Origin of the sequence: Klebsiella sp. BIGb0149 (genome assembly GCF_004362605.1) — a bacterium.
Lineage (GTDB): Bacteria > Pseudomonadota > Gammaproteobacteria > Enterobacterales > Enterobacteriaceae > Klebsiella > Klebsiella terrigena.
In genome coordinates, this window is sequence record NZ_SNYG01000001.1 from 1,173,891 (window position 1) to 1,186,461 (window position 12,571).

The 12,571-nt window shown below is 59.6% G+C and carries 12 protein-coding genes and 1 pseudogene; 6 read left to right on the plus strand and 7 right to left on the minus strand.

The genetic code is table 11. The annotated features are described in order from the left end of the window. Positions 1-23: 23 nt before the first annotated feature. The 6 genes from EDF75_RS05650 to EDF75_RS05675 all read right to left on the minus strand — a co-directional run bounded on the left by EDF75_RS05650 (position 24) and on the right by EDF75_RS05675 (position 7,280). Positions 24-1,082 carry an NAD(P)-dependent alcohol dehydrogenase gene (locus EDF75_RS05650; RefSeq protein ID WP_133597658.1) on the minus strand — a complete coding sequence of 353 codons (1,059 nt, stop codon included), beginning with the start codon at positions 1,080-1,082 and terminating at the stop codon, positions 24-26. A 216-nt stretch (positions 1,083-1,298) separates the two neighbouring features. After that, positions 1,299-2,612: an amidase gene (locus tag EDF75_RS05655; RefSeq protein ID WP_133597660.1), complete on the minus strand. Its 1,314-nt coding sequence runs from the start codon at positions 2,610-2,612 to the stop codon at positions 1,299-1,301. 59 nt (positions 2,613-2,671) lie between these two features. After that, entirely contained in the window at positions 2,672-3,985 is a 1,314-nt protein-coding gene (gene hisD / locus EDF75_RS05660; RefSeq protein ID WP_241784498.1) for a histidinol dehydrogenase, read from the minus strand. Beyond that, on the minus strand, positions 3,982-5,124 hold the full coding sequence (locus EDF75_RS05665; RefSeq protein WP_123707563.1) for a nuclear transport factor 2 family protein: 1,143 nt from the start codon (positions 5,122-5,124) through the stop codon (positions 3,982-3,984). Before EDF75_RS05665 ends, hisD begins: the two co-directional genes overlap by 4 nt. Before the next feature lie 117 nt (positions 5,125-5,241). Next, positions 5,242-6,213: a nuclear transport factor 2 family protein gene (locus EDF75_RS05670; protein ID WP_133597662.1), complete on the minus strand. Its 972-nt coding sequence runs from the start codon at positions 6,211-6,213 to the stop codon at positions 5,242-5,244. After that, positions 6,210-7,280 (minus strand): LacI family DNA-binding transcriptional regulator, encoded by a 1,071-nt coding sequence (locus EDF75_RS05675; RefSeq protein WP_133597663.1) that lies wholly within the window; start codon positions 7,278-7,280, stop codon positions 6,210-6,212. Before EDF75_RS05675 ends, EDF75_RS05670 begins: the two co-directional genes overlap by 4 nt. Before the next feature lie 302 nt (positions 7,281-7,582). Between EDF75_RS05675 and EDF75_RS05680 the strand changes: the two genes are divergently transcribed. The 6 genes and pseudogenes from EDF75_RS05680 to EDF75_RS05700 all read left to right on the plus strand — a co-directional run bounded on the left by EDF75_RS05680 (position 7,583) and on the right by EDF75_RS05700 (position 11,501). Further along, positions 7,583-8,821 carry an MFS transporter gene (locus EDF75_RS05680; protein WP_133597666.1) on the plus strand — a complete coding sequence of 413 codons (1,239 nt, stop codon included), beginning with the start codon at positions 7,583-7,585 and terminating at the stop codon, positions 8,819-8,821. Positions 8,822-9,046: 225 nt separating this feature from the next. Then, positions 9,047-9,214 (plus strand): annotated as a pseudogene (locus EDF75_RS27460) (helix-turn-helix transcriptional regulator); the annotation flags it as partial. Next, on the plus strand, positions 9,215-9,736 hold the full coding sequence (locus tag EDF75_RS05685) for a helix-turn-helix transcriptional regulator (RefSeq protein ID WP_243733512.1): 522 nt from the start codon (positions 9,215-9,217) through the stop codon (positions 9,734-9,736). A gap of 68 nt (positions 9,737-9,804) precedes the next feature. Further along, complete coding sequence (locus tag EDF75_RS05690) at positions 9,805-10,554, plus strand: SDR family NAD(P)-dependent oxidoreductase (protein WP_133597669.1); 750 nt, start codon at positions 9,805-9,807, stop codon at positions 10,552-10,554. Positions 10,555-10,604: 50 nt separating this feature from the next. Beyond that, entirely contained in the window at positions 10,605-11,105 is a 501-nt protein-coding gene (locus tag EDF75_RS05695) for a P-loop nucleotide/nucleoside kinase family protein (RefSeq protein ID WP_133597671.1), read from the plus strand. Between the two features lie 51 nt (positions 11,106-11,156). Continuing rightward, on the plus strand, positions 11,157-11,501 hold the full coding sequence (locus tag EDF75_RS05700) for a cupin domain-containing protein (protein ID WP_133597673.1): 345 nt from the start codon (positions 11,157-11,159) through the stop codon (positions 11,499-11,501). A 57-nt stretch (positions 11,502-11,558) separates the two neighbouring features. Here the strand turns inward: EDF75_RS05700 and EDF75_RS05705 are convergent, their stop codons facing one another. Continuing rightward, a complete protein-coding gene (locus EDF75_RS05705) occupies positions 11,559-12,458 on the minus strand; it encodes a LysR family transcriptional regulator (protein ID WP_133597675.1) in 900 nt (299 codons plus the stop codon). Between the last annotated feature and the right edge of the window lie 113 nt (positions 12,459-12,571).

Here is a 12,571-nt window from a genome sequence, read left to right on the forward strand (position 1 = left end):
CGGGGTGACCGGCTGATGCGTATTCAGGCGGCGGTGAGCGACGCCATATCAATCACAAAACGATACTTCACGTCGCCCCGCTCCATGCGTTCGAACGCCTCATTGATTTGCTGCATGCTGATGGTTTCGCAGTCGGGATAGATGCCTTTGCGCGCGCAAAAATCCAGCATCTCCTGCGTTTGCGCAATCCCGCCGGACGGCGAGCCGGTAATGCGTCGACGCCCCATAATCAGCGGTAGCGTGCTGAACCCTTCCATATCCCCCAGCGCGCCAACGATGACCAGCGCGCCTTCGACATCCAGCAGCTGCACGTAGGGAGAGACGTCGTGCCGCGTCGGGATCGTATCGATAATGACGTCAAACGAAGAGGCCGCCTCGCGCATGGCCTCATCCGAGGTGGAGAGCAATACGCGTTCTGCACCGAGCTGATGCGCCTCTTCAGCCTTGGCGGCGCTGCGGGTGATCACCGTCACCTCCGCTCCCAGGCCAGCCGCCATCCGTACCGCGAGGTGGCCTAAACCGCCGATCCCCAGCACGCCAACGCGCGAACCGGGTCCGACATGCCAGGTTCTAAGAGGCGAATAGACGGTAATACCGGCGCACAGCAGCGGCGCGGCCAGCGACGGATCGAGCCCCTGCGGCAGGTTGAGGACAAACTCTTCGCGCACCACTATCTGTTTTGAGTACCCGCCGTAGGTGATATCTCCCGTCTGGCGGTCGCGGCCGTTGTAGGTGACGGTGGGGAACTCACGGCACATCTGCTCTTCATGACGGCGACACTGATCGCACTCCTGACAGCTGTCAACGATCGTGCCTACCGCGACCATCTGGCCGATGGCGTAGCGTTTCGCGTTGGCACCGACGTCAATCACCCGACCGACGATCTCATGGCCGGGGACCAGCGGGTAAACGGTGGGTCCCCACTCCTGCCAGTCGTTGCGTGCCTGATGAAGATCGCTGTGGCACACGCCGGAGTAGAGGATTTCAATTGCCACGTCGTTATCGCGCAGGGCGCGGCGTTCGAAGGCGAAAGGGGCTAAGGGCGAATCGGCGCTCAATGCGGCATAACCATAAGTTTTCATTGTTGCTCCAGCTTGTTTGCGGGTAAGAAAGCCACACTGTAGCGGGGAGATAATGGTAGAGGTGAGCCCGATCCTGCCTGAAAGTTGCCTGTTTCTCTGGCAGGCAGCAGCGAGAGGCGCCAGGGGCCGCCGCGACGGCACATCAGGCTCAGGGGTGGCGCCCCCGGGAAGGGTTCCCGCCCGGGGGCCGGTTGGCATTGCCCCAACGCGCCTCGCTTAGCCTGGCTGAAAAATGCTTTCGCAGGCCAGGGCGATGGACAGTAAAGCGCGCTCGTCCCGCGTCTTCGCCAGCAGCTCCATTCCAACCGGTAACCCGTTCTGCACCAGCCCGCACGGCAGGGTGATGGCGGGCAGGCCGCTGATAGCCGCCAGCTCCGGCGCACAGCCCGGAGGCATTTTTTCAAGGCTTATCGGCTGACGGCTGACGGTGGGATAGACAAAGGCGTCGATCGCGTTGTGCTCTGCGGCCTGGCCCAGGGTCTGGTACAGGCGGCGCTGAAAGCGGCGGCCGCTCAGCCACTGCGGTGTTTTCAGGCCGTTCGACGTGAGCATCTGCTCCAGCAGCGGCCGAAACTCGGGGAGATATTCGCCGGAGGCGATAATCGCCCGCAGGCTGGCGGGCGCGCCCGGCTGATGCGCCAGCCAGCCGTTGATAGCCACCTGAAATTCACAAAGGCTAAGGCAGGGCCGGGAGTGCACCTCCGTGAGAACGGGCAGCTCCACCTCGACAAGCGTCGCACCGGCCAGCCGAAGCGCCTCCAGCGCGTGATGCCAGACCGTTAGCTGGGCCGGGTCTGCGCCCTCCAGCGCGCTAATCACCCCTAAGCGGAGCGATTTCAGCGATGCGGCCGGCGGCTCAACGGGCCGCTCGCCGTGCATAATGGCGTGTAAAAGGGCGGCATCGCGCACGCCGTGGACCATCGGGCCGACGGTGTCCTTGCTGACGGAGAGCGGAGCAACGCCTTCAAGCATCTGGCGGCGAAAGGCGGGGCGCAGCCCCACGAGTCCGTTATAGCTACAGGGAATGCGAATCGAACCGCCGGTATCCGTTCCCAGGGCGCCGTCCGCCATACCGACGGCCACGGCGGCCGCGCTGCCGCCGCTCGAGCCGCCGGCGGTCACCGTGGGACGCTGCGGGTTACGCACGTCGCCAGCCAGGGAGCTGCGGGAGCGAACGTCAAAAGCAAACTCGGACATATTCGCCCTGGCGAGAATAATCGCTCCGGCGGCCTTCAGGCGGCGGATGACCCGCGCGTCGGATGTCGCCCGTAGCGATGCCAGCCCCCGGCACCCGAGGGTTATCGGCAGGGAGGCGCAGGCGATATTGTCCTTCACGATCAGCGGTACGCCGTGCAGCGGCCCGGCGAGGCCGCCTTCGCGCCGGAGCCGCTGGCAGCGTTCGGCCTCGGCGACGGCATCCGCGTTCACGCCAATAATGGCGTTGAGGTGATGATGGTCGGCGATCAGCTGGAGCCTGCGGGCTATCTCTTCGCGACAGTCCGGAGGTGGGATAAGACGCATTGCGCGCATAGCGTAGGTTCCTGAAGACGGTAATGCGGCAGGCCGCGCGGCCTGCCGGTGCTCGCAGCCTAATCTCGCAGGCCGGCGGTAATGGCGTCAATCGCCTGCGGATGCAGGCGGATCTCCGCCGCCCGGCGGTGTCCCTGCATTCCCTCGGTGCGGCTTTGGCGAATGGCCGGTTCCGCGATGGCCGCGATGCCGGGCTCGTCGATCCACTGATGGGTGCAGATTTTGACGTAGGCGCCCACCCACAGCCCGCCGGTGTAGCGTGCCGCCGCCATGGTCGGCAGCGTATGGTTGGTTCCGCAGCACTTATCCGAAAAGACGACGCTGGCATTTTGGCCGATAAACAGCGAGCCGTAGTGGCGGATTTTTGCCGCGGTGGCGTGCGGATCGCGGGTATGAACCTGCAGATGCTCGGTGGCGATATGGTCGGCAAAGGCGATCAGCTGCTCTTCCGTCTCGCAGACCACGATTTCGCCCTGACGACGCCAGGCCTCTCCCGCCGTGGCGGCGGTAGGCAGGTTGCCCAGCTGGCGCTCAATCTCGGCAAGGGTGCGTTTCGCGATATCTTCGCTGGTGGTCGCCAGCCCGACGCGGGTATGGACGTCGTGCTCCGCCTGGGCCAGCAGGTCAGCGGCGAGAATGCGCGGATCGGCGCTCTCATCGGCCACGGTGAAGATTTCGCTCGGCCCGGCAAGGGCATCAATCCCCACTTTACCGAACGCCTGGCGCTTGGCCTCATTAACGTAGGCGTTGCCGGGGCCGACGATCTTATCCACCGCCGGAATGCTCTCGCTGCCCCACGCCATCGCCGCAATCGCCTGCGCGCCGCCCACCTTAAAGATGCGGTGGGCCCCGGCCAGATGGCAGACGGCTATCATCGCCGGATGCGCGCCCGGCGGCAGGCAGGCAATAATCTGCTCGCAGCCCGCAACGGTGGCGGGCACAATCGACATCACCGGCGCGGAGAGAATAGGGTAGCGCCCGCCGGGGACGTAGCAGCCCACGCTCTGTAGCGGGATGATGCGATGCCCAAGATGTACCCCCGGCAGCGTTTCCACCTCCAGCGGCAGCATCGTGGCAAACTGGGCCTGCGCAAAGCGGCGCACCTGGGCGATGGCAAATTCGCTGTCGCGACGGGTCTGCGGGTCCATGTCGGCCAGCGCCTGCGCTATCTCGTCGGCGGTGACTTCAAACTGCTGCGGCACCAGCTTATCAAACTGGCGGGAGTAGTCCCTGAGCGCCTCGTCCCCGTCCTGCCTGACGCGTGCGATAATGGCGCTGACGGTTTCGGTCAGCGTGCGGTCCGCCTTCTCATCCTGCCCCTGAGGACGTTTAACCCACGTAACCCGATCGGCAATTGACTGTGCAGGCATCATGCGTTCTCCATCTGACCAAGTTTGATTTGCGCCAGCAGCGCCAGGTGATCGTAAACCACCCACTCATCGACAATTCTGCCGTTCACGATGTGATAGTGGGACATGCCCATCACGAACAGACGCTCCCCGGTAGGTTTGCCCAGCTCGCCGTAGCCGAGGTGATGACCTTCCATAATCCAGCGGATCGCCACCTTCACGCCGCCCTCATCGCACGGGTTGGAGCAGATGTGCTGCGGAAGCCACGCGCCGTCCGGGATCATGCCAATCAGCGCCAGGGTCTGGTGGGTCACGGACGCCACGCCGTACAGCTCTTTCATCAGCGGACCGTGCCACTGGACGTTAGGGGCGTACACCTCTTTGATCTTGCCCAGCATCCGACGGTTATAAATTTCGTGCATCCAGCGCAGGCACTGCTCTTCGGTATCGGTATGGGCGATGGAGGTATCGCACTCTATCTCCGGCGGATACTGGCCCAGCAGGCGGCCGTTCTCACCGATATCGGTCACGCGGAAGCCCTTATCAAACTGCTCTTTCGCCATGTTGCCGGCGATTTCATCGGTATTCAGCCCCAGCTGCTTCATCAGCGACATGTTGTCGCTGACTACCCACTCGCGGTAGATCTTGTTCTCGTGGATCATGCAGTCGGCAACGGTGCGGGTGACAAACGTGCGGTTGGTGGGCTGGCCGAGATGGCTGAACTGGGTATGTCGGCCGCTGCCGGTGACCAGATGCGAGGTATAGAAACCGTCAACGTCATTCCCGTTCCAGATAACCTGGGTGGCCATGCCCCGACGCTCGGGGAAGGCCACCAGCCGTTTCAGGGTATCCTGCACCACCTCCTCGCGGTTATACAGCGTCCCCAGCGCGTTATAAAGCACGCAGTTGTGGGTGTAGTGGGTATAAATTAGGCCGACGTCGCGCTCATCCCATATTTTATGGGTACAGCGCACGATATAGTCGACAATATCTGTATAGCACTCATCAAAGCCTTTTAACGACTGCGCGCGCGGGCGTTTTTCCGGAACCAGATCGATAAAGTCGCGGCGTTCAACCTGTAATACCGGCTCGTCACGCTGAATTTTACTATTATTTTTTTCGGGTACTGCTGGAGCTTTATTTGTTACTTCTGTTGAAGACATAGGACCTCCTGCATAGATGTTCAGAGTTATTCAGACAATAAGCGACCTGCACCCTATAAATGGGCGATGTTATTACCGCAATTAATATTGCGGCAGATAAACTATGATAAATATTTGCTAGTTAACGATTTGCGACCATATTGATAATTCATCGATACCGAGATATTCGCGAATAATTAAACCATCGCGTAATTCCAGCTGGCTGATGCCGGCAATAGAAATAGGTTTGCGCGTCGGCGCGCCAAATTTGCCGTAGCCGTCGTGCCAGGTTAATAGCGACCAGCGCAGCGAGATGCGCACCGGCTCATGGGCATCTTTACGCACGGTCAGATGATGCAGCTGGGTTTCGCTATCGGCGAACGAAGCGCGGTAGCCGGAGAGCAGCGCGCTGATTTCCGCCTCTCCGGTGCCCATACAGTGGCCCGGCGCGTAGAGCGTCGCGGCGGGGTGATATAGACCGGGCACCGTCCCGCTGTTGCCGCCGGCCCACATGGTCAGATAGCGCTCAATCACCCCGGCGATGGGGCCATCGACGTCGTCCCCGTCGGGTCCGCCGGCCCAGCGCGCGTCCAGCGCCTCCGCCGGCGTCTTTTCCAGCCCCAGCTGCTGGCGGACGCTGTCCAGGCTGCGGGCAAATTCGCGGACGTCCAGCCCCAGCTGGGCCAGGATCGCCGTGCGGTCCTGCAGCAGCCACTCCTGGCGTATCGCCCCGTCGGCGCAGATGCGGTCCGTCCAGGTGCGCACCCAGACGCTTTTGCCGGTCGGCGCGCCGAAAAAGCCCTCGCCCTGGTGGCGTATTGAGGCCACGGTGCGCTGGGAGGCGTAATACTCGCCGCCCTCGCTTTCCGCGCAGAGAATATCCTCCGTCAGCACGCTGCGCTGCGGGAAGCTATGCATGGCCTCCAGGGTATGGCGCATAAACTGGGAAAGGTCGGTCAGCTGCTTTTCCGGGGTAATAAACACCACCGGCGAAGCGTAGAAATCGGCCAGCTGGCCGATATCCTTCTGCTCCCAGACGACGTGGGTCAGCGTGGTAATAAACTGCTGAATAGAATCAAACTGGGGGCTGAAGCCGCGTAATCTGCTCATTTAAGCTCCTGGGGCTGAAACAGGGATAGACCCTCTTTTTCAATGATGCCGCTGTGCGGACGGCGGGCAGAGTGGCGCACAACCAGCATGCCGGGTACGGTAATCTGCTCGGGCTCGATGGTGCCGCTCTCAATTTGCTTCATCAGCAGCCCAACCGCTGCCTCCACCATCTCCTGTACCGGCTGAGAAGCGGAGGTCAGGGCATACGAGGGCCAGCCGGACGGGCCGGTATCGTCATAGCCAATGACCGACAGATCCTGAGGGATCTGCAGGCCGAACTCGTAGCGGGCGACATCCATCACCGTTATCGCCATATGGTCGTTGGCGACAAAGATGGCGTCCGGCAGCGGAGGCGTTGAGAAGAGGCTATAGGCGGCACGAATGGTCTGCCTGGTGTCATAGTTGCCGTTCACTACCCGCACGTCGGTGATGCCCTGCTCCTGCAGCGCCGTCAGGTAGCCGCGCTGACGGGCGATATTCACCGACGAGTCGGCAACGCCGCCGACGTAGGCGTAGCGCTGGTGCTCGCCGGCCAGCAGAAACTCGGCGATTTGCCGCGCCGCCGCTTCGTTATTGCTGTTCACGCTCGACGCCATGCCGTTCTCCTGGCTGCGGTTAAACAGCACCACCGGGATCCCTGCTGCCAGGCACTCTTCGGAGAGATCCAGCGACAGCGTGACCGAGGCCAGCACGATGCCGTCGACCCGGTACTGCATAATCTGATCGAAAATCCGGTCGACGTTGCCCTCTCTGTCGCCGATAAACAGCAGCAGGTGGTAGTTGAGGGTATCGAGCTTTTGCGCCAGCGCTTCCAGAACCTGCGGATAGAACTGGTTATCGAAATAGGAGATCACCACGCCGATGATGCGCGACCGGGCGGTATTGAGAGAGCGGGCGATCGCGTTTGGGCGATAGCCAAGCTCCCGGGCAGCCTTCAGCACCTTTTCACGCGTCGCCGGGGAGATGCTCGCCCCTGGCGTAAAGCTGCGCGATACCGCCGACTGCGATACCCCCGCCAGCTGCGCCACCTGTTGCGACGTGACCGCCGCAAAACTCTTACGTTTCATTACCCCGGTTCCTCATCCTGGACTCTCGCCAACGCCGTTAGGCCGCCGTCAGCAGGAGGGTGTTTTTTATACTTACACCATCTTTGCATGCGTATGCAACAGTAAAAATTAAATTTCTCACAATGTTAATTATGTCACTTTACAAAATTGAAACCTTTTCGTAACTTCAATAATTGAATACGTATTCACGACAATTTCATGCCGTCAACGATACCGGGCAAAGGGAGATTCAGCCAGAGGGAAGAGCCGGTAAATGCCGTTCTTGATTGGTTAAAAACCATTAATTCTCAGAGGTTCAAACCATGTTTCAAGCACTACTTCGCCGACCTGAAGCCCGGCTCTTTTTTATCATTAGCATTCTGTTTTTTATCTGTATTCACAGCATTGACGCTTTTCTGGCGCCGATGATGCTGGAGAGGGGCATTGAACCGCAGGTGATGGGGATAATCATGGGGGCCAGCGGGCTGGCGACGCTGCTGATTCGCTTTCCGCTGGGGATCGTCTCTGACGTGGTGAAAAGTCGGAAAATCTTTATCCAAATCAGCCTGCTGCTGCCTATCTTCACCTGGCCTCTGGCCTGGCTGGAGCCGAATGCGGTGACCCTGTATCTGGCGAAGGCGGCGGACGGCGTAACGGCCGCGACGTGGGTTTTGTATAACATCCTGTTTATCCGCTACTTTGACCGTAAAGAAGCCCCGGCCGCCGTGGCGCTGCTGGCGCTGGCCGGTCCGGTGGGCGTTTTCATTGGCAACTGCATCGGCGGGTTATTAATTCACTATTTTGAGAATAACATCGCGTTTTTACTCTCCTGCGTCTCCGGGCTGCTGGCGCTGATCCTGACCACCCGCATCAGCGACGTGCACGATTCGGTGCGCGCCCCGACGCTGCAGGCCTGTATCGCCGGGGCGCGTAAGCAGCTGTGCGATCGCTCCGTGTGGCTGATTGGTATTTTAGCCACCATCGTTATTCTGGTGCCGTTCGCCACCCGCGATACCCTGACCCCTATTTACGCCGAAAAGCTGGGGGCCCGGGCGGGGATCCTGTCGCTGCTAAGCAATATCCATCTGATCTTCTATGCGCTCGCCATCGCCCTGTGCAGCTCGGTTTTCTATAAGCGCCTGGGGGTGATGAAAACCGCCGTGGCGGGGATTATTCTGCAGATCCTCTCGACGCTCGGTATTCCGTTTACCGACAATATGTACCTCATTTATGCCCTGCAGGCGCTGGCCGGTTTCTCATTCGGTATGGCCTTTGCCGCCTTCATGTCGCTTAGCGTGATTAATACCAGCCCGGACGAACAGTCTACCCGGATGGGGCTTTTTCAGACGATTTACTCGCTGGGAATGTTTGTCGGCCCGGTGATTATGGGGCTGATGCTGCAGCATATTAATCTGTCGTCCGGCTATCTGTTAATTGCCGCGCTGTCGGTGGTTGCCGCCATTATTACGCCGCTGTCCGTGCGCTGGGTTAATAACCGGCAGATCGATGCCTCATCTCAGCTATCCGATAGCGCACGGCTGGCCTCCGCCCGCGAACGATAATTTTTCTCAGCGAACTTCTCTATCCTGACCCGGCCGCGGGTTTCAACGGCGGTCGGCAATCAGGCCTGCGATAGCTGCCGCTGCATTGAGGAATGGGGTATTCTTCAGCTATCTATTATCAGGCCGTTGCCGATCGGCGTTTGATTCTCTGCGCACCGTCCCGGTATTAACGTCAGCTGCCGGGCAAAGCGCAGAATGAGGCACGGCGAATAACAGGAAAACGCGATGACCCGTACGCAAAGGCTCCTTGAAATGCTCCAGATCCTGCGGGAGCACCGCTATCCGGTTACCGCATCGACCCTTGCAGAACGTTTGGCGATAAGCGTGCGCACCGTTTACCGGGATATTCAGACGCTCCAGCAGCAGGGGGTCTGCATCGAGGGCGGTTCCGGCATGGGATATATTATTAAGTCGGACTACCATCTGCCGCCGCTGGTTTTTACGGCCCAGGAAATTAACGCCCTGACGCTCGGGCTAAGCTGGGTTTGTCATAATACCGATGCGGATTTTAAAAAGATCGCTAAAAGCACGCTGGCAAAAATACATTCGGTGACGCCTGATAAATTAAAGGAGCACATCGAATATCAGTCATTGCTGACCGGGCCGGGTGAAAGAGATGAGGCTTTTTTTCCTGAACTGCGCCACGCGATTAATCACCGACATAAAGTTCAAATAGCCTATTGCGCTAAAAACGAGCGACTCTCTTCCCGAGTGATATGGCCGGTGGCACTGGTTTATATGGAGGAGTGCTGGCTGCTGGCCGGATGGTGCGAGCTGCGAAAAGATTTTCGCCATTTCAGAACCGACCGGATAATACAAATCGCGCTGCTTGCCGATAAATATAACGAAAGCAGGATCCGCTTATTGCGAAAATGGAGGGCGCAGGAGGGGCTTCGCCTGGGCGATGAGTACTGACAAAAGCTGTCACTGCCTTTTCATATACTCCTGTAGAGCAAAAAACATCATTCTCTACAGGAGCGAACATGAGCTTTCAACACAAAGTCGCGATAGTGACCGGCAGCACCGCCGGCATCGGTGCGGTGGTCGCGGAGCAATTACACCGCGCGGGCGCGCGGGTGGTCGTGGTTGGCCGAACCCGCGAACAGGCGGAGCGCAAGGCTAAATCGCTGTCAGCGGATGGACGCACCGCGGCGGGTATCGCGTGCGATGTTTCGCAGCCGGAGCAGGTGCGGCGGATGATCGATGAGGTGGTGTCCCGCTTTGGCAGGCTGGATTATGCGGTTAATAACGCGGGTATCACCGGCGAAAGTCATAAAAATATTGCGCAGCAGACGATAGATAACTGGCAGAGGGTGATCGCCACCTCTTTGAGCAGCGTTTTTTACTGTATGAAATATGAAATTCCGCCGCTGCTAAAATCCGGCGGCGGGGCGATCGTTAATTTATCCTCAGTCAATGGCCTGGTCGGTATTCCCGGGCTGGCGCCCTATACGACGGCTAAACACGGCGTTATTGGCCTCACCCAAACCGCCGCGCTGGAGTTTGCGCAGCAGGGCCTGCGGGTCAACGCCGTGGCTCCGGGATACGTCAGCACGCCGCGTATAAATCAACTGCCCGCAGACGTTCAGAGCGCCTTTGCGAATAGCCATCCGCTAAAGAGAATGGCTAAAATGCAGGAGGTGGCGGATTTTATCCTGTTCCTGCTGTCGGAAAAGGCCGGGTTCTGCAGCGGCGGCGTCTATCCCATCGATGGCGGCTACCTGGCGGAGTAAATGCTTGCCTGCACGATATTCTCCGGCCTAAAGGAGGTTAAGGACTAACGATGCTCATTATTTTCAGCGGCTTACCCGGTAGCGGGAAAAGCACGATTGCGCAGGCGCTGGTGAAGCGACTCGGCGCCTTCTATCTGCGGATAGACACCATCGAGCAGGCAATCCGCGAAGCGCATGAACATCCGCGGGAGATGGGGCCTGAGGGCTACTTTGTCGCCTGTTCAGTGGCGAGGGAAAACCTGAAGATGGGGGCGACGGTCGTTGCCGATTCGGTGAACCCCCTGACCCTCACGCGCGATGCTTACCGCGACGTTGCACTCTCTACGGGACGCGACTTCTTAGAGATAGAAGTGGTGTGCTCCGACAGGGATGAACATCGCCGGCGAGTCGAAACCCGGACATCAGAGGTCAAGGGATTAATCCTGCCGGAGTGGCATAACGTTACCGGCCTGTACTATGAGCCCTGGAACAGAGAGCGGCTGGTTCTCGACAGCGGAAAACTGTCCGTTGAGCAATGCGTTACGCTGGCGGTTGCCGCGCTTGCTCGGTAAGCTGGCAATCACTTCCCTGAGAAGCGGATAGCCTAAAAAAGGAGCAGGGCGATGATTTCAAAAGAGAACGCTGAGCATTATGTTTGGGGCGATAATTGCGACGGCTGGTATCTGCTCAACCGCCAGGACATGCTCGTCATTCACGAAAAAATGCCGCCGGGCACCAGCGAAAAGCGCCATTATCATTGCCTGTCCAGACAGTTTTTCTTCGTGCTGCAGGGGGTTCTCACCATGGAGCTGGCGGGTAAGAGGCACGAAATCGGCGCTCAGCAGGGGCTGGAAATTCCCCCTGGCTCAGAGCATCAGGCCAGAAATGATAGTGATTCTGCGGTGGAGTTTATCGTTATCTCCCATCCGACGACGCGCGGAGATCGAACCGACCTCGCGCCATCCTGACGATCAATCCCGGGCCGGCGCCGTTAGCGGCGATCGTCCGGGGCATAAAACGGGCCGTCAGCGCTGCTCGGGGTCTCTATAAGCGAAAGGGTCCGCAGCCGACGTTCTCAGCGTCCTCAGCAGCGACTCATACAGGCTCCCGACCGCCAGAGAGTCTTTTGACGCGCGGCTCCGGTATAAGGCCACCGCCATCGGCTCCAGCGGCCCGAGCTGCTGCTCCCTGCCCAAAATTTGCAGGTGCGGCGGGGCGCTGCACTGGGTCAGCACCGCGACCGCCAGCCCGCTCTCCACTGCCGCAATCTGGCCTGAGAGGCTGGAGCTGTTATAAACCACCTTATACCGGCGTCCCTGTAGGGCTAGTGCGTTGATAGCGCTGCGTTTTGCCATGCTCGTACTTTCGTATACCGCTACGGGCAGCGGGTCGCGCCGCCAAACCTCAAACTGTGGAGAACCGACCCATACCATCGGTTCATAGAATAGCAGCGTCCCCTGGCCGGCATTTTCCCGCGAGACCAGCGCAAGGTCTAAATCGCCGCTCTCAACGCGCGGGATCAGCGAAGTCGATTGTTCGCAGCTGAGCTCGATCTCTATCGAGCCAAAGTGAGGGGCAAACCTCTTGAGGGCCGGCGTCAGGTATTTGGCCGCATAGTCGTCCGGCACGCCCAGCCGAATGCGCCCCGTGAGCTCCTCGCCGTGAAAGGCGGCCTGGGTCTCAGCGTGCAAATCAAGCATCCGCCTGGCATAGCCCAGCAGCTTCTGTCCTTCGGGCGTGAGCTGGTTTTGCCGGGGGCCGCGCAGGATAAGCTGGCAGCCGAGAGCCGATTCAAGCTTTTTAAGCTGCATGCTCACCGCCGACTGGGAGCGATGAACCTCAGGCGCCGCCGCAGAAAGCGACCCCGCATCGACCACGGCGACAAAGCATTTGAGCCAGTCCATCTGGAGATCCGGAAAATGCATGCTGGCTCCATGTATTCGATAAGCAAATAGTATCATCCATTATTATGCGTTTTTATCGATCGCGCAACGCGGGCATAGTGGCTCTCAGTTGAGGTTTGCGCCACTGGAAGAAG

Bases quoted from the DNA above. Each gene is read 5' to 3' on its own strand.
- EDF75_RS05705 (WP_133597675.1), bottom strand. From the start codon at position 12,458: ATGCATTTTCCGGATCTCCAGATGGACTGGCTCAAATGCTTTGTCGCC.
- EDF75_RS05700 (WP_133597673.1), top strand. From the start codon at position 11,157: ATGATTTCAAAAGAGAACGCTGAGCATTATGTTTGGGGCGATAATTGC.
- EDF75_RS05655 (WP_133597660.1), bottom strand. From the start codon at position 2,612: ATGCGCGCAATGCGTCTTATCCCACCTCCGGACTGTCGCGAAGAGATA.
- EDF75_RS05665 (WP_123707563.1), bottom strand. From the start codon at position 5,124: ATGTCTTCAACAGAAGTAACAAATAAAGCTCCAGCAGTACCCGAAAAA.
- EDF75_RS05685 (WP_243733512.1), top strand. From the start codon at position 9,215: ATGGGATATATTATTAAGTCGGACTACCATCTGCCGCCGCTGGTTTTT.
- EDF75_RS05680 (WP_133597666.1), top strand. From the start codon at position 7,583: ATGTTTCAAGCACTACTTCGCCGACCTGAAGCCCGGCTCTTTTTTATC.
- EDF75_RS05695 (WP_133597671.1), top strand. From the start codon at position 10,605: ATGCTCATTATTTTCAGCGGCTTACCCGGTAGCGGGAAAAGCACGATT.
- EDF75_RS05675 (WP_133597663.1), bottom strand. From the start codon at position 7,280: ATGAAACGTAAGAGTTTTGCGGCGGTCACGTCGCAACAGGTGGCGCAG.
- EDF75_RS05690 (WP_133597669.1), top strand. From the start codon at position 9,805: ATGAGCTTTCAACACAAAGTCGCGATAGTGACCGGCAGCACCGCCGGC.
- EDF75_RS05670 (WP_133597662.1), bottom strand. From the start codon at position 6,213: ATGAGCAGATTACGCGGCTTCAGCCCCCAGTTTGATTCTATTCAGCAG.
- hisD (WP_241784498.1), bottom strand. From the start codon at position 3,985: ATGATGCCTGCACAGTCAATTGCCGATCGGGTTACGTGGGTTAAACGT.
- EDF75_RS05650 (WP_133597658.1), bottom strand. From the start codon at position 1,082: ATGAAAACTTATGGTTATGCCGCATTGAGCGCCGATTCGCCCTTAGCC.